The sequence below is a fragment of the Micrococcus sp. iso_239 genome, assembly GCF_056173395.1.
The window spans coordinates 790,273-812,029 of record NZ_CM149672.1 but is presented as its reverse complement, the minus strand read 5'-3'; the positions used below and the strand labels follow the sequence as shown (position 1 = coordinate 812,029).

21 protein-coding genes and 1 other RNA gene are annotated in these 21,757 nt (G+C 72.7%); 9 read left to right on the top strand and 13 right to left on the bottom strand.

Annotated elements, in window-relative coordinates:
* Positions 1-24: 24 nt before the first annotated feature.
* A complete protein-coding gene (locus AC0VX2_RS03790; protein WP_036337773.1) occupies positions 25-471 on the top strand; it encodes a Fur family transcriptional regulator in 447 nt (148 codons plus the stop codon).
* 19 nt (positions 472-490) lie between these two features.
* Here AC0VX2_RS03790 and AC0VX2_RS03785 read toward each other — a convergent pair whose 3' ends face one another.
* The 6 genes from AC0VX2_RS03785 to guaB1 form a co-directional block, all read right to left on the bottom strand.
* The gene (locus AC0VX2_RS03785) at positions 491-1,309 is read right to left on the bottom strand and encodes a metal ABC transporter ATP-binding protein (RefSeq protein WP_044659228.1); all 819 of its coding nucleotides are present in this window, start codon (positions 1,307-1,309) and stop codon (positions 491-493) included.
* Complete coding sequence (locus AC0VX2_RS03780) at positions 1,306-2,205, bottom strand: metal ABC transporter permease (RefSeq protein ID WP_036337769.1); 900 nt, start codon at positions 2,203-2,205, stop codon at positions 1,306-1,308. The genes AC0VX2_RS03785 and AC0VX2_RS03780 overlap by 4 nt, the downstream gene beginning before the upstream one ends.
* Before the next feature lie 2 nt (positions 2,206-2,207).
* On the bottom strand, positions 2,208-3,203 hold the full coding sequence (locus AC0VX2_RS03775) for a metal ABC transporter substrate-binding protein (RefSeq protein ID WP_095346575.1): 996 nt from the start codon (positions 3,201-3,203) through the stop codon (positions 2,208-2,210).
* Positions 3,204-3,277: 74 nt separating this feature from the next.
* On the bottom strand, positions 3,278-4,336 hold the full coding sequence (locus tag AC0VX2_RS03770; RefSeq protein ID WP_036337765.1) for a hemolysin family protein: 1,059 nt from the start codon (positions 4,334-4,336) through the stop codon (positions 3,278-3,280).
* Positions 4,333-5,649: a hemolysin family protein gene (locus AC0VX2_RS03765; RefSeq protein ID WP_041104315.1), complete on the bottom strand. Its 1,317-nt coding sequence runs from the start codon at positions 5,647-5,649 to the stop codon at positions 4,333-4,335. The genes AC0VX2_RS03770 and AC0VX2_RS03765 overlap by 4 nt, the downstream gene beginning before the upstream one ends.
* 184 nt (positions 5,650-5,833) lie before the next feature.
* Positions 5,834-7,315, bottom strand: coding sequence for a GMP reductase (gene guaB1 / locus AC0VX2_RS03760; protein WP_396729045.1), 1,482 nt, complete (start codon positions 7,313-7,315; stop codon positions 5,834-5,836).
* Between the two features lie 200 nt (positions 7,316-7,515).
* Here guaB1 and AC0VX2_RS03755 point away from each other — a divergent pair, with 200 nt between their 5' ends.
* From AC0VX2_RS03755 to AC0VX2_RS03745, 3 genes are all read left to right on the top strand, one after another.
* Positions 7,516-11,247 carry a multifunctional oxoglutarate decarboxylase/oxoglutarate dehydrogenase thiamine pyrophosphate-binding subunit/dihydrolipoyllysine-residue succinyltransferase subunit gene (locus AC0VX2_RS03755; protein ID WP_129867137.1) on the top strand — a complete coding sequence of 1,244 codons (3,732 nt, stop codon included), beginning with the start codon at positions 7,516-7,518 and terminating at the stop codon, positions 11,245-11,247.
* A 76-nt stretch (positions 11,248-11,323) separates the two neighbouring features.
* Positions 11,324-11,929 (top strand): GDSL-type esterase/lipase family protein, encoded by a 606-nt coding sequence (locus AC0VX2_RS03750; RefSeq protein WP_129867136.1) that lies wholly within the window; start codon positions 11,324-11,326, stop codon positions 11,927-11,929.
* A 44-nt stretch (positions 11,930-11,973) separates the two neighbouring features.
* Positions 11,974-12,048: a 50S ribosomal protein bL37 gene (locus tag AC0VX2_RS03745; protein ID WP_370426847.1), complete on the top strand. Its 75-nt coding sequence runs from the start codon at positions 11,974-11,976 to the stop codon at positions 12,046-12,048.
* A gap of 136 nt (positions 12,049-12,184) precedes the next feature.
* On the opposite strand, the gene rsrA is transcribed toward AC0VX2_RS03745, so the two are convergent.
* Together rsrA and AC0VX2_RS03735 are read right to left on the bottom strand one after the other, a co-directional pair.
* Entirely contained in the window at positions 12,185-12,463 is a 279-nt protein-coding gene (gene rsrA / locus AC0VX2_RS03740; RefSeq protein WP_036313960.1) for a mycothiol system anti-sigma-R factor, read from the bottom strand.
* The gene (locus AC0VX2_RS03735) at positions 12,460-13,176 is read right to left on the bottom strand and encodes a sigma-70 family RNA polymerase sigma factor (RefSeq protein ID WP_036314006.1); all 717 of its coding nucleotides are present in this window, start codon (positions 13,174-13,176) and stop codon (positions 12,460-12,462) included. The genes rsrA and AC0VX2_RS03735 overlap by 4 nt, the downstream gene beginning before the upstream one ends.
* A 201-nt stretch (positions 13,177-13,377) precedes the next feature.
* Here AC0VX2_RS03735 and aroA point away from each other — a divergent pair, with 201 nt between their 5' ends.
* From aroA to AC0VX2_RS03710, 5 genes are all read left to right on the top strand, one after another.
* The gene (aroA, locus tag AC0VX2_RS03730; RefSeq protein ID WP_144819963.1) at positions 13,378-14,808 is read left to right on the top strand and encodes a 3-phosphoshikimate 1-carboxyvinyltransferase; all 1,431 of its coding nucleotides are present in this window, start codon (positions 13,378-13,380) and stop codon (positions 14,806-14,808) included.
* Positions 14,808-15,908, top strand: coding sequence for a ribosome small subunit-dependent GTPase A (gene rsgA / locus AC0VX2_RS03725; RefSeq protein WP_061867905.1), 1,101 nt, complete (start codon positions 14,808-14,810; stop codon positions 15,906-15,908). Before aroA ends, rsgA begins: the two co-directional genes overlap by 1 nt.
* Positions 15,909-15,937: 29 nt before the next feature.
* Positions 15,938-16,777: a histidinol-phosphatase gene (hisN, locus tag AC0VX2_RS03720; RefSeq protein WP_129867238.1), complete on the top strand. Its 840-nt coding sequence runs from the start codon at positions 15,938-15,940 to the stop codon at positions 16,775-16,777.
* 77 nt (positions 16,778-16,854) lie between these two features.
* Positions 16,855-17,340 carry a fluoride efflux transporter FluC gene (locus AC0VX2_RS03715; protein ID WP_129867239.1) on the top strand — a complete coding sequence of 162 codons (486 nt, stop codon included), beginning with the start codon at positions 16,855-16,857 and terminating at the stop codon, positions 17,338-17,340.
* Positions 17,337-17,783 carry a CrcB family protein gene (locus AC0VX2_RS03710; RefSeq protein ID WP_041104299.1) on the top strand — a complete coding sequence of 149 codons (447 nt, stop codon included), beginning with the start codon at positions 17,337-17,339 and terminating at the stop codon, positions 17,781-17,783. The genes AC0VX2_RS03715 and AC0VX2_RS03710 overlap by 4 nt, the downstream gene beginning before the upstream one ends.
* A gap of 79 nt (positions 17,784-17,862) precedes the next feature.
* On the opposite strand, the gene ssrA is transcribed toward AC0VX2_RS03710, so the two are convergent.
* From ssrA to AC0VX2_RS03685, 5 genes are all read right to left on the bottom strand, one after another.
* Positions 17,863-18,234, bottom strand: a transfer-messenger RNA (tmRNA) gene (gene ssrA, locus AC0VX2_RS03705).
* A 135-nt stretch (positions 18,235-18,369) separates the two neighbouring features.
* Complete coding sequence (gene smpB / locus AC0VX2_RS03700) at positions 18,370-18,885, bottom strand: SsrA-binding protein SmpB (protein WP_044659238.1); 516 nt, start codon at positions 18,883-18,885, stop codon at positions 18,370-18,372.
* Between the two features lie 129 nt (positions 18,886-19,014).
* Positions 19,015-19,680: a CoA transferase subunit B gene (locus AC0VX2_RS03695; RefSeq protein ID WP_396729053.1), complete on the bottom strand. Its 666-nt coding sequence runs from the start codon at positions 19,678-19,680 to the stop codon at positions 19,015-19,017.
* Entirely contained in the window at positions 19,677-20,486 is an 810-nt protein-coding gene (locus AC0VX2_RS03690) for a CoA transferase subunit A (protein ID WP_129866798.1), read from the bottom strand. Before AC0VX2_RS03690 ends, AC0VX2_RS03695 begins: the two co-directional genes overlap by 4 nt.
* A gap of 31 nt (positions 20,487-20,517) precedes the next feature.
* On the bottom strand, positions 20,518-21,726 hold the full coding sequence (locus tag AC0VX2_RS03685) for an acetyl-CoA C-acetyltransferase (protein ID WP_323662593.1): 1,209 nt from the start codon (positions 21,724-21,726) through the stop codon (positions 20,518-20,520).
* Between the last annotated feature and the right edge of the window lie 31 nt (positions 21,727-21,757).

Below are 21,757 nucleotides of genomic sequence, written 5' to 3'. Positions count from 1 at the left end.
GCGGCAGCCGCCGCAGAAGGAGTCGTGAGCACCGTGAGCGCCCCCCAGCCCAGCCCCCGGGCCGCCCGTCCCCGGGCGACCCGGCAGAAGGCCGCCGTCGACCGAGCCCTGGACCGCATCCCGGACTTCGTGAGCGCGCAGGAGCTCCATGCCCGCCTCCAGGACCAGGGCGAACGCGTCTCGCTGGCCACCGTGTACCGGACCCTGCAGCAGCAGCTCGACGACGGCCTCGTGGACATGCTCCGCCGCGACGACGGCGAGACCGTGTACCGCCGGTGCGAGGACGAGGGCCACCATCACCACCTGGTGTGCCGGATCTGCTGGACCACCGTCGAGGTCACCGCCCCCCACGTCGAGGCGTGGGCCACCGCCGTCGCCGCGGAGCACGGCTTCACGGACGCGGACCACACGGTGGAGATCACCGGCGTCTGTGCCCGCTGCCGGGCCGAGGGGCGCACCCGCGCGGCCTGACCCCGGGGCCGGGCCCCGGTCAGTGGCGGATGCCGCCCGCGGGGTCGTCCAGGAAGTCCGCCGGGTCCTCGACTGCCTTGGAGGGCCCGTGCAGGGCGCCCCGGCCGTAGGCGATGTCCAGGTTCTCGACCGTGAGCACGTTCCGCGGCGGGCCGGAGGCCACGACACGCCCGCCCATCAGGACCACATGGTCCGCCTCCGCAGCCTCGTCGAGATCGTGGGTCGTGTAGACCACGGACACCCCGCGCGTCGGCTCCTCGTGGAGGAGGTCGTCGATCGTGCGGGCGGAGACGATGTCGAGGCCCGTCATCGGCTCGTCGAGCAGCAGCACGTCGTGGTCCTGGGCGAGGCCCTGGGCCACGTAGGCGCGCTGGCGCTGGCCGCCGGAGAGCTGGTCGAGGTGCCGCCGCGCCAGGTCCGCGACCTGCATGCGCTCCATGGCGGCCCGCACGATGTCCCGGTCCTGCTTCCGGAACGGGCGGAACCACCCGAGCGTGGGGTACCGGCCCATCCCGACGACGTCGCGCACCGTCACCGGCACTCCCTGGGGCACGCCGATGGACTGCATCACGAAGGAGGTGCGCTGCGAGCGCCGCCGCGGGTTCTCGCCGAGCACCTCCAGCGCACCGGAGGCCGGGTCGCTCAGGCCCGCCAGGGCGGTCAGCAGCGTGGACTTGCCGGAGCCGTTGGGCCCGATCACCGCGATCAGCCGCCGGGCCGGCAGGGTGAAGTCGGAGGGCCGGACGGCCACGTGCGAGCCGTGGCGCAGTTCGAGCGCCCGGGCGACCGCGAGGGGAGGCGTGGCCGCCGCGGCGCCCGCGGGGAAGGACGCGTTCATCGGGCGACCTCCGCTCCGGGCAGGGCCACGACCGGCGTCTCCTGCTCACGCTGCGCGCGCGAGCGCACGTGCCGGCCCAGGAGCGCCAGCACGGCGGCGCGGACGGCGAGCACCACGAAGAACAGCAGGATCGGCATGAGCGCCATGGTGGCCGAACCCGCCGTGCCCAGCCGGTAGCTGAGGGTGAGCCCGGTGACGACGCACGCCGCGCCGATCACGACGGAGACGAGCATCATCTGGGGGACGCTGCGCGTCAGCAGCGCCGCCGTCGCGGGCGGTCCCACGAGGAGACCGAACACGAGCACCGTGCCCACCGCCTGGAACGAACCGATCACGGCCGCGCCGATCATCACCAGCAGCAGCGTGTGCGTCAGCCCCGGTCGCATGCCCAGCGAGCGCGCCTTGACCTCGGAGAAGCTCAGCGCCAGCAGGGGCCGGTAGAGCAGCAGGGCCAGGGCGATCACCACGACGGCGATGACCGCCTGGGTCACGATGCCGTCCACGCTGACACCCAGCACATCGCCGAACAGGATCGACGTGAGCGAACCCGTGTAGGAGTCCGACTTGGAGATGATCACCACGCCCAGGGCCATCATCCCCACGAAGAGCAGGCCGATGGCCGTGTCCTCCTTGAGGGTGGTGGCCCGGTGCACCAGTGAGATGCCCGCCATCATGACGACGGCGGCCACCGCCGCACCGAGGTGGGGGCTGCCGCCGGTGACGACCGCCAGGGCGATGCCCGGCAGGACACCGTGCACGAACGCGTCCCCGAAGAAGCTCATCCCGCGCAGCACCAGCCACGTGCCCACGACCGAGCACATCACCACCGCGATGAGTCCGCCGACGAGGGCGCGCTGTTGGAAGCCCATCTGGAAGGGTTCGAGCAGCCAGTCCATCCTCAGCCCTCCAGCGCGTCGGCGAGGGTGCGGGCGTTGGCGAGCATGGCCTCGGCGTAGTCCGCCTCCGGGGTGTCCTTCGGGCCGACGCCGCTCTCGTAGACCTCGATGACCGGCAGGTTGCCGGCCTCCTCGGCCACGGTGTCCACGAGGCTGTTGCGCGCGCCCACGGACGTGATCACGGCGTCCGCGCCGCCGTCACGGATGGACCGGGCGAGCTCGGCGATCTCCTGAGAGGAGGGCTCGCCGTCGGTGGAGCCGCCCGGGACGACGACGCCGGACACGGTGAAGTCGTAGGCGTCGCTGAAGTAGCCGTAGGCGTCGTGGTCCGTGACCAGCGTGCGGCGGTCCTCCGGGACCCCGGCGAGGATCTCCCGGACCTGCGTGTCCGTCTGCTCGAGTTCCCCGCGGACGGTCGCGCCGCACTCGGCGAACCTCTCGTCACCCCGCTCCTGGGCGAGCGTGTCGCCCATCAGCTCGGCGGCCCTCGCCATGCGGGCGACGTCCATCCAGACGTGCGGATCCTCGGACCCGTGGTCGTGGCCCTCGTGGCCCGCCCCCTCCTCGGCGTGGTCATGGCCGCCGAAGGGCAGCGGATCCAGCTGGGGCGCCACCTCGACGACGGTCGCGCCGTCCGCCTCCGCGTTCGCGAGGGCGGACTCCATGCCGCCCTCGAGGCCGAGGCCGTTGGAGAACACGAGGCCGGAGGAGACCATGTCCTTCACCTGCGCGGACGAGGCGGAGAAGTCGTGCGGGTCGTCGCCGGGGCCCATCACCGTGGCGCTGCGGGCGTCGGCGCACGCGACCACGCGGTCGAGCACGGAGCCGAGCTGCGTCGTCGTGGCGACGGCCACGGGCGCGCCCGCGGCCGAGCCAGACCCGGCGGCAGCAGCCTGCGCACCCGAGGAGTCGCCGCTGGTCCCGCCACACGCGGCCAGGCTCAGGGTGAGCGCGGCGAGGGCCCCGGTCAGGGCGGGCAGACGACGGCGGCGGAGCATGGGGCGACCTCGTTCGTGTCGGGGACGGTGCATGAAATCGGTTCTCAACAGTAGCACCGCGCCACCCGCGACGCTCACGCGGGCCGGAACCGACGTGGCGACTGCGTCACGTCGTTGATCTCCCCGACGAGCTCCTCGAGCACGTCCTCGAGGAAGAGGATCCCCGCGGTCTCACCCTCGGGCGTGATCACCCGGGCCAGGTGGGAGCCCGTGCGCTGCATGAGCGCCAGGGCGTCCTCGACCTCGTCCTCGAGCCGCACGTTGGCCAGCGACCGCACGCGCGTGAGCGGGATCGGCTCGTCGTACCCCGACGGCCCCACGGTGAGGACGTCCTTCAGGTGCAGGTAGCCGGTGTAACCGCCATCGGGGTCCTCGACCACGAACCGGGAGAAGCCCACGCGGCCCACGGTCCACTCGAAGTCGTGCGGCGTGATCCCCTCGGGGACGGTGACGACCCGTTCACGCGGCACCATCACGTCCCCGGCCCGGCGGTCCGAGAACTCGAGGGCCGAGTGCAGCACGCCGGACTCGTCCTCCAGGGTGCCCGAGCGGGTGGACTCGGCCACGATCGACTGCACCTCCTCGAGCGTGTAGGAGGAGGCCACCTCGTCCTTCGGCTCGATGCGCAGGGCGCGCAGCACGAGGTTGGCCGTCCAGTTCAGCGCGGCCACGACCGGATGCAGCAGCTTCGAGAGCCACACGAGCGGCGGGGCCAGCAGCATCACGGCGCGGTCCGCGAACGAGACGGCGGCGTTCTTGGGCACCATCTCGCCCAGGGTCACGTGCAGGAAGGTGACCACCAGCAGCGCGAGCACGAAGGCGGTGACGTCCGCCGCCGCGGCCGGCACCCCGAGGGCGGCCATCGGGACGACGAGCAGGTGGTGCAGCGCCGGCTCGGACACGTTGAGGATGAGCAGGGAGCACACCGTGATGCCGAGCTGGCAGACGGCCAGCATCTGGGAGACGTGCTCCATCGCGTAGAGCGCCACCTGGGCCTGGCGGGAGCCGGCCTCGGCCCTCGGCTCGATCTGCGCCCGACGGGCGCCCATGACGGCGAACTCGCCCGCCACGAAGAAGGCGTTGGCGGCCAACAGGACCACCAGCCACAGCAGTCCGACGACGTCCCCGTTCATGCGCGCGTCTCCTCGTCCTCAGCGGCCGGGTCGAAGCGCACGCGCTCGATGCGGCGGCCGTCCATCCGCTCGACCGTCAGGGTGCCGCCGTCCACGTCCACCACGTCCCCGACCTCCGCCAGGCGCCCCAGTCGGGCCAGGATGTACCCGCCGACGGTCTCGTAGGCCCCGTCCTCCGGCACCACGAGGGCCGGGATCTGGGTCCGCACCTCGTCGGGCCGCAGCTCCGCCGGGAAGTACCAGCGGCCGGAGGCCGTCTGGAGGACCCCCGGGGTGACGCGGTCGTGCTCGTCCGCGACCTCGCCGACGATCTCCTCCACCACGTCCTCGAGCGTGACCACCCCTGCGGTGCCCCCGTACTCGTCCACGACGACGGCCATCTGCAGGTTCGCGTCGCGCAGCTCGGCCAGCAGCTGGTCCAGGTGCACGGTCTCCGGCACGCGGATGACCTCCGTCATCAGTGCACCGGCCTCGAGGTCGGCGCGGCGCTCCCGCGGCACGGCCACGACCTTCTTCACGTGCACCACGCCGCGGATGTCGTCCGAGGAGTCGCCGATCACGGGGAACCGCGAGTAGCCGGTGCTGCGGGCCAGGTCCAGGACCTCGGGCAGAGCCTGGTCCTCCCTCACCGTCTCCACGCGGATGCGCGGGGTCATCACGTCCGCGGCGGTGCGGTCCGCGAAGCGCAGCGTCCGGTCCAGGAACGTGGCGGTCTGCGCGTCGAGCGTGCCCAGCTGGGCCGAGCGGCGGACCAGCGAGGAGAGCTCCTCGGGGCTGCGGGCGCCGGAGATCTCCTCCTTGGCCTCGATGCCCACGCGGGCCAGCACGCCGTTGGAGAACCCGTTCAGGACCAGGATCGCCGGCTTGAACACGGTGCTGAACACGAGCTGGGGCCGGGCGAGTGCGCGGCCGATCGCCATGGGCTCGGCGATGGACATGTTCTTGGGGATCAGCTCGCCGAGGAGCATCGAGAGCAGGGTCGCCACGACCATCGCGACGACGAGCGAGACGGTGCCCACCACGCCGGCCGGCAGCCCCACCTGGAGCAGCAGCGGGTCGATGAGCCGGCTGATCGCCGGGTCCATCACGTAGCCGGTGAGCAGTGTGGTCAGAGTGATGCCCAGCTGGCACGCGGAGAGCTGGGTCGAGAGTGACTTGAGACAGCGCAGCAGGGGCTCGGCGCCGCGGTCACCCGCGTCCACCATGCGCTGCACGGTGGGCACGTCGATCGCGATCATGGCGAACTCGACGGCCACGAAGAACCCGGTGCCCACGATCAGGGCCAGGCCGAGGATCAGCAGGAGCCACTCCACCCGACCTCACCCCCTCGACGGCGGGCCGGGCGGCGGTGCGGGGCACCGGGACTGGAAGGCTCCGATCCGGCCGCGTCCGCGTGGGCGGACGAGCGGTCTGGCACACAGGTGTCAGGGTGATCCATAGTCCGCCCAGTATAGGGGCGTCAGGCCCCGGCGGAACGAGCAGGGGCATGCGGCCGCCTCACCACGACGAGGCGACCGGCCGGCCCTCCTCGTAGCCCGCCGCGGACTGCAGGCCGACGACGGCGCGCTCACGGAACTCCGCCAGGTCGTGGGCGCCGGCGTAGGTCAGCGACGAGCGCACACCGGACGTGATGGTGTCCAGCAGGTCCTCCACCGAGGGGCGGCGCGGGTCCACGTACATGCGCGAGGAGGAGATGCCCTCCTCGAACATCGCCTTGCGGGCCTTGGTGAAGGCGTCCTCGTGGCGGGTGCGGTGCTGGACCGCGCGGGCCGAGGCCATGCCGAAGCTCTCCTTGTACCGCCGACCGTCCGGACCGTGCACGAGGTCGCCCGGAGACTCGAGCGTCCCCGCGAACCACGAGCCGATCATCACCGAGCTGGCTCCGGCGGCCAGCGCGAGCGCCACGTCCCGCGGGTGCTTCACCCCGCCGTCCGCCCACACGCGTGCCCCGAGCTCGCGGGCCGCGGCGGCGCACTCCAGGACCGCCGAGAACTGGGGCCGGCCCACCGCGGTCTGCATGCGCGTGGTGCACATCGCGCCCGGTCCCACGCCCACCTTGACGATGTCCGCGCCGGCCGCGACCAGGTCCCGGACGCCGTCGCCGGAGACGACGTTGCCGGCCACCACGGGCACGCCGGGGTCGAGGGCCCGCACGGCGGCGAGCGCGTCCAGCATGGTCCGCTGATGACCGTGCGCGGTGTCCACGACGAGCACGTCGACGCCGGCCTCGACCAGGGCGGTGGCCTTCTCCCCCACCGCCCCGTTGATGCCGACGGCGGCGCCGACCCGGAGCCGTCCGCCGTCGTCGAGACCGGGCGTGAACAAGGACGAGCGCAGCAGGCCCGCCGCGGTGACGACCCCGCGCAGCACGGGGGCGGCGGTGCCCACTGCCGGGTCCACGACGGGGGCCATCTCCTGGTGCGCGGCGTGCAGGCGCTCGAAGGCCGCCCGCAGCGCGTCCTTGTCCGGGGCGCCGTCCGTGCCGCCGAGCTCGGCGAGCGTGAGGGTCACCACCGGAGGGTGCATGACGGAGGCGGCCGAGGTGAAGCGGTCCACGTCCTCGCAGTCCTGGGGGCGGACCACGCCGAGCAGCCCGCCGTGCGCGTCCACCACGCAGACGGCCCCGTGGTTGCGGCGGTCCACGAGGTGGAGCAGGTCCAGCACCGTGTCCTGCGGGCCGACGGTCAGGGCGGTGTCCGCCACGGGGTGGGCCGCCTTCACCCGACGCACGACGTCCCGGATCACGTCCGCCGGGATGTCCTGCGGCAGGATCCCGAGACCGCCGCGCCGGGCCATGGTCTCGACCATCCGGCGCCCGGTGACGGCGGTCATGTTGGCGGAGACCAGGGGGATGGTGGCGCCCGTGCCGTCATCCGGGGCGATGTCCACGTCCATGCGACTGGCGACGTCCGAGTGTGAGGGCACGAGGAAGACGTCGTTGTACGTCAGGTCGACGGCCGGGTCGGTGAGGAAGCGCATGGCGTCAGTCTCCCAGACGAGGCGGACGCCGTGAGGCCCCCGCGCGTCCGCCGGGAGCGGAGTCGAGCCGAGGCCGCGGCATTCCGACCGGGGGCGTCGAAGAACTATGATGTCTCGAGGCGTTCCCGGCCCCACGCGCGCCGCGCGGGTGGCCCGGCGCAGCACATCGCATCCCAAGGCTCAGGAAGAGGCGTTACACAGTGCCAGAACTCACGTCGGACCGGCTCGCACAGGAGTTCCCGGGGAACGAACGGCTGGTGGCCGAGATCTACCGGAAGTACCGCGAGGACTCCGGTTCCGTGGACCGGCAGTGGGCACAGATCTTCGCCCGTCTCGAGGCCAGCGCCCCCGCCGCCGAGGCCGAGCCGAAGGCCGCCGCCAAGACCGAGCCGAAGACCGCCGCCAAGGCCGAGCCGAAGGCCACCGCCAAGGTGACCGAGCCGAAGGCGGCGACCGCCCCGGCCCGGGGTGCGCAGCCCAAGGAGACCTCGGTCAGCACCGGCCCCAAGCCCAAGAAGACCCCGGCGGCCCAGGCCGTGCCCTCCGAGCCCGCCGACACCGCCACCACCACCGCGGACGAGAAGCAGGAGAAGGCCACCGTCCTCAAAGGCATGGCCAAGGCCGTGGCCACGAACATGGACGCCTCCCTATCCGTGCCCACCGCCACCACCGTGCGCGACCTGCCGGCCAAGGTGCTGATCGACAACCGCGTGGTCATCAACAGCCACCTGGCCCGCACCCGCGGCGGCAAGGTCTCCTTCACCCACCTCATCGGCTACGCCGTGGTCCGCGCGCTCGCGGCCATGCCCTCGATGAACGTGACCTACGAGGAGCGCGACGGCAAGCCCACCATGGTGGAGCCGGCCCACGTGAACTTCGGCCTGGCCATCGACCTGCCCCGCCCGGACGGCACCCGCGCGCTCGTGGTCCCGAACGTGAAGGCCGCCGAGACCCTCGACTTCCGCGGCTTCTGGAAGGCGTACGACGACCTCGTCCAGCGCGCCCGCAAGAACAAGCTGACGATGGACGACTACGCCGGCACCACGGTCTCCCTGACCAACCCGGGCGGCATCGGCACCGTGCACTCGGTGCCCCGCCTGTCCCAGGGCCAGGCCGCCATCATCGGCGTCGGCGCGCTGACCTATCCGGCCGCCTTCCAGGGCGCCGCCGAGTCCACGCTGCACGACCTGGCGATCTCCAAGACGATCACCCTCACCTCCACGTACGACCACCGCGTGATCCAGGGCGCCGGCTCGGGCGAGTTCCTGAAGATCGTGCACGGCCTCCTGCTGGGCGAGGACGGCTTCTACGACGAGGTCTTCCACTCCCTGCGCATCCCCTACGAGCCCGTCCGCTGGGCCCAGGACGTGCAGGTGAACCCGGAGGAGCAGGTCGGCAAGGTCGCCCGCATCCAGCAGCTCATCCACGCCTACCGGGACCGCGGCCACCTGCTGGCCAACGTGGACCCGCTCGAGTACTCGATGGCCTACCACCCGGACCTCGACATCCGCGAGCACGGGCTCACCCTGTGGGACCTGGACCGCGAGTGGCCCACCGGCGGCTTCGGCGGGGCGAGCAGCCTGACCCTGCGCAAGATCCTCGGCGTGCTGCGTGACGCGTACTGCCGCGCCATCGGCGTCGAGTACATGCACATCCAGGACCCGGCCGAGCGCGCCTGGTTGCAGGAGAAGCTCGAGCAGCCGTACGCCAAGCCCACCCGCGAGGAGCAGCTGCGCATCCTGGGCCGCCTCAACGCCGCGGAGGCGTTCGAGACGTTCCTGCAGACCAAGTACATCGGCCAGAAGCGCTTCTCCCTGGAGGGCGGCGAGTCCCTCATCCCGCTGCTGGACGGCATCCTCGGCGACGCCGCCGACGCCGGACTGGACGAGGTCGCCATCGGCATGGCGCACCGCGGTCGCCTGAACGTGCTCACCAACATCGCCGGCAAGACCTACAGCCAGGTCTTCCGCGAGTTCGAGGGGGCCACCCCGGGCGGCGCCTCGGGCTCGGGCGACGTGAAGTACCACATGGGCACCGAGGGCACCTTCGTGTCCGACGCCGGCAACAGCACCCGCGTGTATCTCGCCGCGAACCCCTCGCATCTGGAGGCTGTGGACCCGGTCCTCGAGGGCGTCGTGCGCGCCAAGCAGGACCGCCTCGATCTGGGTGGCCAGCGCCCGGACTCCTTCTCCGTGCTGCCGATCCTCGTGCACGGCGACGCGGCCTTCGCGGGCCAGGGCGTCGTGACCGAGGTCCTGCAGCTCTCGCAGCTGCCCGGCTACCGCACCGGCGGCACGATCCACGTGGTCGTGAACAACCAGGTGGGCTTCACCACGCCGCCGACCCAGGCGCGCTCCGCGGTGTACTCCACCGACGTGGCCAAGACCATCCAGGCCCCGATCTTCCACGTCAACGGCGACGAGCCGGAGTCCGTGGTGCACGTGGCCCAGCTCGCCTTCGAGTACCGCCAGCGGTTCAACAAGGACGTCGTCATCGACCTCGTCTGCTACCGCCGCCGCGGCCACAACGAGGGCGACGACCCGTCGATGACGCAGCCGCGCATGTACAACCTCATCGAGCAGAAGCGCTCCACCCGCAAGCTGTACGTCGAGTCCCTCGTGGGCCGCGGCGACATCACGCAGGAGGAGGCGGACAGCGCCCTGAAGGACTACCAGCAGCAGCTGGAGCGGGTCTTCGCGGAGACCCACGAGGACGCGCCCGCCTCCGGCGGGGAGGGCCTCCGCCCGGCCGAGGACCGGGACGCGGCCCCGGAGGCGCCGGCGTCCACGGCCATCTCGGCCGAGACGCTGCGGGCCATCGGGCAGGCGCACATCGACGTGCCCGAGGGCTTTACGGTCCACCCCAAGCTCGCGGCCCTGCTCGAGCGCCGCGCCAAGATGGCCGTCGACGGCGGCATCGACTGGGGCTTCGCCGAGCTGGCGGCCTTCGGCTCGCTGCTCATGGAGGGCGTGCCGGTCCGCCTGGCGGGCCAGGACTCCCAGCGCGGCACCTTCACGCAGCGCCACTCGGTGTTCCACGACCGGATCACCGGCGACACGTGGGCGCCGCTGAGGCACCTCTCCGAGGACCAGGCGAAGTTCTGGGTCTACAACTCGCTGCTGTCCGAGTACGCCGCCCTCGGCTTCGAGTACGGCTACTCCGTGGAGCGCTCCGACGCCCTCGTGCTGTGGGAGGCCCAGTTCGGCGACTTCGTGAACGGCGCGCAGACGATCATCGACGAGTTCATCTCCTCGGCCGATCAGAAGTGGTCGCAGACCTCGTCCGTGGTCCTGCTCCTCCCCCACGGCTACGAGGGACAGGGGCCGGACCACTCCTCCGCCCGCATCGAGCGCTTCCTGCAGATGTGCGCCGAGGACAACATGCGCGTGGTCAACCCCTCCACGGGCGCGAACCACTTCCACCTGCTGCGCGAGCACGCCTACGCCCGCCCGCGTCGGCCCCTCATCGTGTTCACCCCGAAGCAGCTGCTGCGCCTCAAGGCCGCCGCGAACTCGGTGGAGGACTTCACCGAGGGCGGCTTCCAGCCGGTCATCCCGGACGCCGGGGTGGACGCCAAGGACGTCACGCGCGTGGTGCTGGTCTCCGGCCGGCTGTACTACGACCTGCTCGCCCGCCGCGAGAAGTCCGGTGACACGTCCACCGCGATCGTGCGGGTGGAGCAGCTCTACCCGCTGCCGCTCGACGAGATCCGCAAGGCGCTCCGCGCCTACCCGGTCGCCGACGTCACCTGGGTGCAGGACGAGCCCGCGAACCAGGGCCCGTGGCCGTTCATGGCACTGAACCTCGTGCCGCAGCTCGACGGCCCCGTGACCCTCGTGTCCCGCCCGGCCTCGGCCGCGACCTCCGCGGGCACCAAGGGCCGCCACGACCAGGAGCTCAGCACGCTGCTGGACGCCGCCTTCGGCCGCTGACCCGGACCGACCCTGCGCCGCCGCCGCACCCTCCGGTGCGGCGGCGGCGCCGGATCGGCCGACGAAAGGACACACTGTGCACAACCGCCGGATCCGGATCGCCGCCGTCGGCGACCAGCTGCTGGCCGGTGCGGGCGACGGCCGCGCCATCGGCTGGTGGGGCCGCGTGCTCGCCCGCACCCAGGCCCCCGACGTGGAGCTGGAGAACTACGTGCTGGCCGTGCCGCACGAGACCACCGAGGACCTCAACGAGCGCTGGTGGGGCGAGGCCTCGCGGCGCTTCTCCGAGGAGACGGAGAACCGCCTCGTCGTGGCCCTGTCCGACGCGGACCTGGACCTGGAGGCCACCTCGACCGCCCGCTCGCGGCTGAACCTGGCCAACGTCCTGGACACCGCCTCGCAGCGGAACATCCCGGTGCTCGTGGTGGGCCCCACGCCCACCCTGGACGAGCAGCGCAACGCCCGGCTCGCCGAGCTCAACGCCGCCTACCTGGATGTGGCCGACCGGCGCAACCACGTGTACGTGGACACGTTCACCCCGCTGGTGGGACACGAGCAGTGGCGCGCGGACCTCGCCTCCGGCCAGGGCCGGCCGGGCCAGGCGGGCCACGGGCTCATCGCGTGGCTCGTGCTGCACCGGGGCTGGTACCAGTGGCTCGGTCTGCCTGAGCCCACGGCCTGATGTGACAGAATGGACCACCGACCGACTCGTTGAAGGGAGACGTCATGAGCAAGCGTGCACGCAAGCGTCGCGACCGCCGCAAGAACGGCGCCAACCACGGCAAGCGTCCCAACGCCTGATCCGCTGATCGGCGTCGCGGACCGGCCGGGTGCCACCCGGCGACCGCAGACCACGAAGGGCCGTCCCCTCAGGGGACGGCCCTTCGTCATCGTCGGGGCGCCCGATCGGGTGCCCACGGGTCCGCATGTCGCGGTGTCAGCCCCAGGTGACGGTCGTCATCGGGGTCTGGGTGATGCGGGTCATGATGGTGGCCCGCAGCTGCGCGGGCGCCTTCTCCTGGCAGCACCGACGCACCGCCGAGCGGATGAGCTCCTCGAGCTCCTTCTGGTGTCGGCAGTCCGGACAGTCCGCCACGTGGGCGCGCACCTGCTCGATGTCCTCGGGCGTCAGGGCGCCGTCCAGGTACTGGTACAGCCGCTCCAGGGAGGCGTCCTGGGCGTCGCGGCACTCATGGCCGTGCTGGTCCACAGTCATCGCGTGGCCTCCTTCGTGCTCGTCTCGGTCTGCTTCGTTCCGCCGCGCCCGGTCTTCTTCTTCGGCTGGGCCTTGATGCCGCGCGCCGCCGCGTAGTCCGCGAGGCGCTCGCGCAGTTGCTTGCGGCCCCGGTGCAGCCGCGACATGACGGTGCCGATCGGCACGTCGAGGATCTCGGCGATCTCCTTGTATGCGAAGCCCTCCACGTCCGCGAAGTACACGGCGAGCCGGAACTCCTCCGGGATCGCCTGCAGGGCGTCCTTCACCTGGGAGTCGGGGAGCCGGTCGAGGGCCTCCGTCTCGGCTGAGCGCAGGCCACCGGAGGTGTGCTCGGCGGCCCGGGCCATCTGCCAGTCCTCCACCTCAGGGTTGTCCGCCTCGAGGGGCTGGCGCTGCCGCTTGCGGTAGAGGTTGATGTACGTGTTCGTGAGGATCCGGTAGAGCCAGGCCTTGAGATTGGTGCCGGGCCGGTACTGGTGGAACGAAGAGTAGGCCTTCGTGTACGCCTCCTGGACCAGGTCCTCGGCGTCCTGCGGGTTGCGCGTCATACGCAGCGCAGCGGAGTACAACTGGTCCACGAACTCGAGGGCGTCGCGCTCGAACCGGGCACGGCGCTGCTGTTCGGACTCGGCGGCGACGTCGATGTCGGCGCGGTCGTGCTCGGGGGCGTCCTCGGGCCGGGCGAATTCCGGCCGGCTGTTGTCAGTGCTCATCGCGGGCCAGTCTACGGTCCGGGAGGCATGCGTCAGCAGGGCGGCGCTCATGCGGGGCTCCTCTCCGGCTGCGGCCCTCGGCAAGCGGGACCGGTCCGCCGACACGGGTACGGGGTCGTCCAAGTGGAGCGCCAGCAGCGTTCCAGGTATTCCCCCGAGACAGGCCGACCCCGGCCGACAGACGCCGGATAGGCTGGTCCGGTGACCCGCCCCACGCGTGCCGCCACGCACTCCCCCGCCCCCCGTCCCGACGCCGCCGAGACCTGGCCCGCGCCCATGGCGCGCGGCCCGGTGCGCGGAGACGTGCGGCTGCCGGGATCGAAGTCGCTGACGAACCGGCACCTCGTGCTCGCCGCCCTCGCCGACGGCCCGTGCATCCTGCACGGCGTCCTCGAGTCGCGGGACACGGCGCTGATGCGCACGGCGCTCACCGCGCTCGGGGCCCGGTTCGAGCCCCTGTCCGACGGTGGACTGCGCGTGCATCCGATGCCGGTCGGCGAGCCGCTGGCCGGGGATGTCACCGTGGACTGCGGACTGGCGGGGACGGTCATGCGCTTCGTCCCGTTCGTCGCCGCGCTCCGGCCCGGCCGGGTCCGCTTCGACGGCGACGCCGGCGCGCGCCTGCGCCCGATGGCCCCGGTCCTGGACGCGCTGCGCCAGCTCGGGGTGGCCGTCGTCGAGGAGGGTGAGCCCGGTCGCCTGCCCTTCACGACGACGACCCGCGCGGACGCGGCCACGGTGGCCCCCGACGGCGACGTGCCGGAGGTCGCGGTCGACGCCGCCGGCTCCTCCCAGTTCCTGTCCGCCGCGCTGCTGGCGGCCGCGGGGATGCCGCGCGGTCTCCGGCTACGGCACACCGGGGAGGCCGTGCCGAGTCCGGAGCACGTCGCGATGACCGTCGGGGTGCTGCGCGCGCTCGAGGTGGACGTCGCCGAGACGGGTCCCGGGGCGTGGACCGTGGCCCCGGGGCGCATCCCGGCACACGAGGCGACCGTCGAGCCGGACCTGTCCAACGCGGGGCCTTTCCTGGCCGCCGCCGTGGCCACGGGCGGCTCCGTGACGGTGCCGGACTGGCCGACCCGCACGACGCAGATCGGCGACCGCTGGCGGCGGATCCTGCCGCAGTTCGGGGCGAGCGTGGCCCTCACGGTCGACCGCACGGACCGCTCCCGCGGCCGCCTCACGGTGACCGGGGCGGTCCACGACGACGGCGCGCCCCGCATCACCGGCGCCGGTGAGATCGCGGACACGGCCGAGCTCGCCCCCACCGCGGCCGCGCTCGCCCTGCTGGCCTCCGGGCCCACCCGCCTGACGGGGATCGGCCATCTGCGGGGCCATGAGACGGACCGGCTCGCCGCGCTCACCGCCGAGGCCGCCCGCCTGGGGATCACCGTGGACGAGGACGAGACGTCGCTCGGCTTCCCGGGCACGGACGCGTCCGGACCGCTGTCGCCCGCCGCCCTCGAGACCTACCACGACCACCGGATGGCGACCTTCGCCGCCGTCGTCGGCCTGCGCGTGCCGGGGACCGGCATCGTGGACGTGGCGACCACCGCGAAGACGATGCCGGACTTCCCCGCACTGTGGACCGCGCTCGTGGCACCCGGCGACGCGGCCGAGGAGGCCCGCTGATGGCCCGGCGCCTCGATCCCTCGGCATGGGACGAGTCCGATGTCCGGGTGCGCCCGTCCAAGCGCGGCACCCGCCCGCGCACCAAGGAGCGGCCCAAGCACGAGGACGCCGAGATCGGCATGGTGACCACGGTGGACCGGGGCCGGTACGCCGTGGTGCTGCCCGATCGCCTGGACGAGCGGATCACGGCGATGCGCGCCCGCGAGCTGCGCCGCACGCCGATCGCCACGGGCGACCGGGTGGCCGTCGTCGGGGACCTCTCCGGGGACGAGGGCACGCTCGCGCGCATCGTCCGTGTCGAGGAGCGCAGCACGGTCCTGCGCCGGTCGGCGGACGACTCGGACGAGGTCGAGCGGGTGGTGGTGGCCAACGCCGACCTGCTGGTGATCATGGTGGCCGCGGCCAATCCGGAGCCCCGGACCGGCTTCATCGACCGCGCCCTCGTCGCCTGCTACGACGCCGGCATCCACCCGGTGCTCCTCATCACGAAGACCGACCTGCGTGATCCGGCCGCGCTGGTGGCGCACTACGAGGCGTTGGACCTGGAGGTGATGACCTCCGGTGCGGCGACCTTCGAGGCCGAGACCGGGGACACCGCCCTGGACGCCTCGCTCGTGGCCCGGGTGGCCGAGCGGCTGATCGGACACACCAGCGCGTTCGTGGGGCCCTCCGGCGTCGGCAAGTCCACGCTGCTGAACGCGCTCACCGGCGCGGAACGGGCCACCGGCCACGTCAACGCCGTCACCGGCCGGGGCCGGCACACCTCCTCGTCCGCGCTCGCACTGCCGCTGACGGGCGACGACGGCGCCCCCCTGCCGGACACCTGGGTGGTGGACACCCCCGGCATCCGGTCCTTCGGGCTGGGCTGGGTCGAGCCGGACCGCGTGGTGGAGGCGTTCGACGACCTCGCCGGCGGACTGGCGGACTGCCCGCGCGGCTGCACCCACACCGCCGACTCCCCCGGCTGCGGCCTGGACGCATGGGTGGCCGCGGGCCACGCCGGCCCCTCGGGAGCGGCACGCCTGGCCTCGCTGCGCCGTCTGCTCGGCAACCGCCTGGCCCCCTCGGGGGCGGAGGACGCGGCGTCGTCCGAGGACTGAGGCGGCCCGCGCGGTATAGCGTGGGCGGCATGGAGCGACCTGAGAACTCTGCGACCCGCGGCCGCGACCTCACGGAGGACCTGCGGCTGGCCCACATGCTGGCGGACAACGTGGACTCGATCACGATGTCCCGGTTCAAGGCCCAGGACCTCGAGGTCAGCACCAAGCCGGATCTCACCCCTGTCACGGATGCGGACCGCGCCGCGGAGGAGTCCATCCGCTCCACCCTGTCCCGTGCCCGGGCGCGCGACGGCATCGTGGGTGAGGAGTTCGGCGGATCTCTGAGCCGCTCCGGCCGGCAGTGGGTGGTCGACCCCATCGACGGCACCAAGAACTTCGTGCGCGGCGTGCCCGTGTGGGCCACCCTCATCGCGCTGCTGATCGACGGCGAGCCCGTCGTCGGCGTCGTCTCCGCCCCCGCCCTGCACCGGCGCTGGTGGGCCGCGGCCGGCCAGGGCGCCTTCGCGGGCACCTCGCTCACGCGTGCTCAGCGGATCACCGTGTCCGGCGTGGATCGGGTCGAGGACGCGTCGCTGTCCTTCTCCTCGATCGAGGGCTGGCGCGAACGCGGCTCGATCCGCGCGTTCCTGCAGCTCACCTCGGACGTGTGGCGCGTGCGCGGCTTCGGCGACTTCTGGTCCTACATGCTCGTCGCCGAGGGCGCCGTGGACATCGCGGCCGAGCCCGAGCTCGAGCTGCATGACATGGCCGCTCTGGTGCCGATCGTGCGCGAGGCCGGCGGCCGCTTCACCTCGCTGGACGGCGAGGACGGCCCGTTCGGCGGGCACGCGCTGGCCACGAACGGCCTGCTCCACGACGACGTCCTCGCCCGCCTCCGCGCGGGTGACGAGACCGAGGGCGGCGCCTGATAGCAGTGCGGGGGGAGACGACGGCCGACCGGAGGGGCGGGCGCGGGACAGATCGCCGGCCCGGCACTGCGGGTGCGGTGGCCCTCGGCGGTGCCGCGGGCGTGCTGTGCGGTGCGGGGGTGATGAACGCGGTGACCGCGCTGGCCGGGGCGCCCAACTTCCGCGGCACGTCCGGCGCCGCGTTCGGGGCGGTCGACGTGCTGGTCCAGGCCCTGCCGCTGTTCGTGGTGAACGTGCTCGGCTCGTTCCTGCTCGGCCTGCTGTGGGCGGCCTCGCGACGCCGCGGGCCGGACTGGCGTCCACGCCTGGTGGCGGGGCTGGGAACCGGCTTCCTCGGTGCGTTCACCACCATCTCCAGCGCCGTCGCCCTGGTGCTGTGGCCGGTGCGGCTGGGCGCCGCGGCGTCCGGGGCGGGTGGCGTCCTCGCCGCGGCGGTAGCGGTGCTGCTGGTGCTCGCGCTGATGGCTGCACTCTCGACGGCGGCGGCCGTGCTCGGCCTGCGCGCCGGTGGCGCCCCGGGGTCGCGCGCGGTCGGGACGGATCGTTCGGCGGAGGACGCATGAGCGGCGCGGGATACGAGGTCTTCGCTCTCCTCCAGGTGGCCCTCCTGGCCTGCCTCGCGGCGGGCGGGGCGCTCGGCGCCCTGGTGCGCCGGCGCCTGACCGACCGGCTCGGCCCCCGGGGTCTGCTCACCGCCAACACGACGGCGGCCCTGCTCCTCGGCGTCACCGTCGGCCTGGCCGTGCCGGAGCTGGTGTACGCCTCCGAGAGCTGGGGCGACGGGCAGGGGCTCGTGCTCGTCGCGGCGGTGTCCGCCGTGGTGTCCGGGTTCTGCCTCGCCCTGGGGACGTGGTCCACCGTGGCCGCTGAGGCGGCTGACGCCGCGCTCGCCCGTCGATGGGGCACAGCCGCCCGCCTGTGGACCGCGCATCTGGGGCTGGGGCTGGTGGCCGTCGTCGTCGGCTGGGGCGCCGGCCTGGGCCTGCACGCCGTCCTGGCCGGCTGAGGGGCGGGCCGCCGCACACCGGCATGGACACGACGAAGGCCCCGGAATCGGGGTGATTCCGGGGCCTTCCCGTGGTGGTGAGTGGAGCCGGCGGGAATTGAACCCGCGTCCGATGAGGTGTTGCCAGGTCTTCTCCGGGCGCAGTCTGCTGTGGGTGTTGCTCGGTCCTGGCCGTCCCGCAGACGGGCGGCCAACCCGGACCCAGCCGGATTGATGTCGGCGTCACGACCCCCGGCGAGGGTGACGCCCAGTGGCTATCTAGCTGACGCCACGATCCGAGGCGACAGCGACCTCGGGGTGACGGACTCGATCACTGATCAGGCAGCGAGAGCGAAGTCAGTGCGCTTGGATTCGGCACTTATTGGTTTGCAGAGAGCGTTTGACGAGATGACTCTGCATCCTCGGCCCGCTTCTCCCGACGCGACACACACCGTCGAAACCGATCGGCCCCATGGGGGCGACTCCTCTATGAGGTTGTCAATCACCACTGCAGGCGGAGGGCGCGGAGCCCGCCGGTCCTGAAACCGGCCCTGCGAGAGATACAACGTAGCACGCCCCCGAGGCATTCCCAAGGGGTCCACCGCGCTCAGGCCACGCCGGCGCGCCGGTTGCGCATCCGCATGGCCCGCTGGGCCTCGCGGTTGTCCTGCTGCTCGCGCAGCTTGTGCCGCTTGTCGTATTCGCGGTTGCCGCGCGCGACGCCGATCTCCACCTTCACGCGCCCGTTCAGGAAGTACAGGGACAGCGGCACGATGGTCAGGCCCGGATCCTGGATCTGGCGGGAGATCTTCGTCAGCTCGGCGCGGTGCAGCAGCAGCTTGCGGCGGCGGCGGGCGGCGTGGTTGGTCCACGAGCCGTTGAGGTACTCCGGGATGTAGACCTGCTCGAGCCACAGCTCGTCCCGGTAGAAGACCGCGAAGCCGTCCACGAGCGAGGCCTTGCCCTCGCGCAGCGACTTCACCTCGGTGCCGGTGAGCACCATGCCGGCCTCGTACGTGTCGAGGATGGTGTAGTCGTGGCGCGCCTTCTTGTTGTTGGCGATCACCTGGCGCTCGCCGGGGGCCGGCTGCTTGGCGGCCTTGCCCTTGCTGTTCTTGCCCATGGCCTCACGTCCTTCCAGCGTCCACGGCGACGGCCGCGCCCCGATCAGGGCGCGGCCGTCCAGTCTATCCCGTGCCGGCCCGATGCCCGCCGAGGCGGTGCGCCGGGGCCGCGGGGCGGCGTCGTCGGCTCAGTCCAGCGGCGCGCCGGTGAGCGCGCGGACCTGCTCCTCGGTGACGCCGGGCGCGGTCTCCACGAGCGCCAGGCGGGGCTGTTCCGGGGTGCCAACGACGTCGATCACGGCCAGGTCCGTGATGATGCGGTCGACGATGGCGCGGCCGGCCAGGGGCAGGGTGCACTGGTCGACGATCTTGGGGGTCCCGTCCTTGGACACGTGGTCCATCATGACGATCACGCGGCCGGCGCCGTGGACGAGGTCCATCGCACCGCCCATGCCCTTGACCATCTTGCCGGGCACCATCCAGTTGGCCAGGTCGCCCGCGGCGGAGACCTCCATGCCGCCCAGGACGGCGACGTCGATCTTGCCGCCGCGGATCATGCCGAAGCTCAGCGCGGAGTCGAAGAAGGACGCCCCCGGGTTCACGGTGACGGTCTCCTTGCCCGCGTTGATCAGGTCCGGGTCCACGGCGTCCTCCGTGGGGTACGGGCCCGTGCCGAGGATGCCGTTCTCGGACTGCAGCACCACGGACCGCCCGGCGGGGATGTGGTTGGGGATCAGCGTGGGCATGCCGATGCCGAGGTTGACGTAGGCGCCGTCCGGCAGCTCCTGCGCGGCGCGGGCCGCCATCTGGTCACGACTCAGGCCCTGGGGACGCTCAGTGGTCTGCTCGCTCATGCCTGCTCCTCCCCCGATGCGCGCACGGTGCGCTTCTCGATCCGCTTCTCGATGTCCGTGCCGACCTCCACGATCCGGTGCACGAAGACACCGGGCAGGTGCACGTCATCCGGGTCGATCTCGCCGGGCTCGACGAGCTCCTCCACCTGCGCGATGCACACGCGGCCGGCCATGGCCGCGGGCGGGCCGAACTGGCGGGTGGCCTTGCGGAACACGAGGTTGCCGTGGCGGTCGCCCTTCCACGCGTGCACGAGGGAGAAGTCGGTGACGATGGAGCGTTCGAGCACATAGGTCTCGGGCTCGTCCGGGGTCTGGCTGAGGTAGCCCTCGCCGAGCACGAACGTGTCCGTGGGCTTGGCCTGCGAGGACTTCACCACGGTGCCGTCCGCGTCGTAGCGCATGGGCAGGCCGCCTTCGGCCACCTGGGTGCCGACGCCGGAGCGGGTGTAGAACGCCGGGATGCCGGCGCCGCCGGCGCGGAGCTTCTCCGCGAGGGTGCCCTGCGGGACGAGCTCCACCTCGAGCTCGCCCTTGAGGTACTGGCGGGCGAACTCCTTGTTCTCCCCCACATAGGAGGAGGTCATCTTCCGCAGCCGGCGCGCGCCGAGCAGGATGCCCAGGCCCCAGCCGTCCACGCCGCAGTTGTTGGAGACGACGGACAGGTCCGTGGCGCCCTGCTCGAGCAGGGCCTCGATGAGCTGCACGGGGTTGCCGGAGAGCCCGAAGCCGCCGACGGCCAGGGACGCGCCGTCCGGCACGTCCGCCACCGCCTCGGCGGGCGTGGCCACGGTCTTGTCGAGAGCCATGTCCGGGGTCCTTTCTGTCAGGGGCGGTCTGTCAGCGGAAGAGGATCAGGGCCTCGCCCTGGCCGCCGCCGCCGCAGAGCGAGACGGCCGCGCGGCCGCCGTCGCGCCGGTCGAGCTCGAGGGCGGCGTGCAGGGCCAGCCGGGCGCCGGAGGCGCCGATCGGGTGGCCCAGGGCGATGGCGCCGCCGTGGATGTTGGTCTTCTCGTGCGGGTAGCCGAGGTCGCGCAGGGACTGCACGGCCACCGCGCCGAACGCCTCGTTGATCTCGATGAAGTCAAGGTCGGCCACGTCCCAGCCCTGCTTCCGCACCGCCGCGGCGATCGCGTCCGAAGGCTGCGAGTGCAGCTGCGAGCTGTCCGGGCCGGCGGTCTGGCCGGGTGCGCCCACCGTGGCGAGGATCGTCAGGCCCTTCTCCTCGGCGAAGGCCCGCGAGGTCACCACGAGGGCGGCGGCGCCGTCGGACAGGGGCGAGGAGTTGCCGGCCGTGATGGTGCCGTCCTTCGCGAACGCCGGGCGCAGGGCGCCCAGCGACTCGGCGGTCGTGTCCGGGCGGACCCCTTCGTCCTGGGAGACGACCAGCGGGTCGCCCTTGCGCTGCGGGATCTCCACCGGGGCGATCTCGCCCTCGAAGACGCCCTCGGACTGGGCCCGGGCGGCCCGCTGGTGCGAGGCCGCGGCGACCTCGTCCTGCTCGGCGCGGGCGATGTTCCGCTCGCCGTTGCCGGACTCGGTCAGCTCGCCCATGGCCTCGTGGCTCAGGGAGTCGGTGAGGCCGTCCCACGCGACGGCGTCGAGCATGGTGGCCGGGCCGTACTTGAAGCCCTTGCGCGCGCCGGGCAGCAGGTGCGGGGCGTTGGTCATGGACTCCTGACCGCCGGCCACCACCACGTCCGCCTCGCCGAGGCGGATGAGACGGGCGGCGTCGATCACGGCGGTGAGGCCGGACAGGCACACCTTGTTGATCGTCATGGCCGGGACGTTCCACGGGATGCCCGCGGCGAGCGCGGACTGGCGGGCCGGGTTCTGGCCCGCGCCGGCCTGCACGACCTGGCCCATGTAGACCATGTCCACGTCCTCGGGGGCCACGCCGGCGCGCTCGAGCGCGTGCGTGATCGCGTGGGCGCCCAGGTCCACGGCGCGCAGGTCGGCCTGCTGCGAGAGCAGCCGGGTGAAGGGCGTGCGGGCACCGCCCACGATCACGGCATCGGTGGGCTGAGGCTGGGGCAGCTCGGCGGTCATGCGGTCCTCCTGGGACGTTCAACTCGGTTCA

Excerpts from the sequence above, each read along its gene's own strand:
- rsgA (WP_061867905.1), top strand. The coding sequence starts at position 14,808 with ATGGCCCGGCGCCTCGATCCCTCGGCATGGGACGAGTCCGATGTCCGG.
- AC0VX2_RS03690 (WP_129866798.1), bottom strand. The coding sequence starts at position 20,486 with ATGGCTCTCGACAAGACCGTGGCCACGCCCGCCGAGGCGGTGGCGGAC.
- AC0VX2_RS03685 (WP_323662593.1), bottom strand. The coding sequence starts at position 21,726 with ATGACCGCCGAGCTGCCCCAGCCTCAGCCCACCGATGCCGTGATCGTG.
- AC0VX2_RS03775 (WP_095346575.1), bottom strand. The coding sequence starts at position 3,203 with ATGCTCCGCCGCCGTCGTCTGCCCGCCCTGACCGGGGCCCTCGCCGCG.
- guaB1 (WP_396729045.1), bottom strand. The coding sequence starts at position 7,315 with ATGCGCTTCCTCACCGACCCGGCCGTCGACCTGACGTACAACGACGTC.
- rsrA (WP_036313960.1), bottom strand. The coding sequence starts at position 12,463 with ATGACTGTGGACCAGCACGGCCATGAGTGCCGCGACGCCCAGGACGCC.
- AC0VX2_RS03695 (WP_396729053.1), bottom strand. The coding sequence starts at position 19,680 with ATGAGCGAGCAGACCACTGAGCGTCCCCAGGGCCTGAGTCGTGACCAG.
- AC0VX2_RS03710 (WP_041104299.1), top strand. The coding sequence starts at position 17,337 with ATGAGCGGCGCGGGATACGAGGTCTTCGCTCTCCTCCAGGTGGCCCTC.
- smpB (WP_044659238.1), bottom strand. The coding sequence starts at position 18,885 with ATGGGCAAGAACAGCAAGGGCAAGGCCGCCAAGCAGCCGGCCCCCGGC.
- AC0VX2_RS03770 (WP_036337765.1), bottom strand. The coding sequence starts at position 4,336 with ATGAACGGGGACGTCGTCGGACTGCTGTGGCTGGTGGTCCTGTTGGCC.
- AC0VX2_RS03780 (WP_036337769.1), bottom strand. The coding sequence starts at position 2,205 with ATGGACTGGCTGCTCGAACCCTTCCAGATGGGCTTCCAACAGCGCGCC.
- AC0VX2_RS03735 (WP_036314006.1), bottom strand. The coding sequence starts at position 13,176 with ATGAGCACTGACAACAGCCGGCCGGAATTCGCCCGGCCCGAGGACGCC.
- AC0VX2_RS03785 (WP_044659228.1), bottom strand. The coding sequence starts at position 1,309 with ATGAACGCGTCCTTCCCCGCGGGCGCCGCGGCGGCCACGCCTCCCCTC.
- hisN (WP_129867238.1), top strand. The coding sequence starts at position 15,938 with ATGGAGCGACCTGAGAACTCTGCGACCCGCGGCCGCGACCTCACGGAG.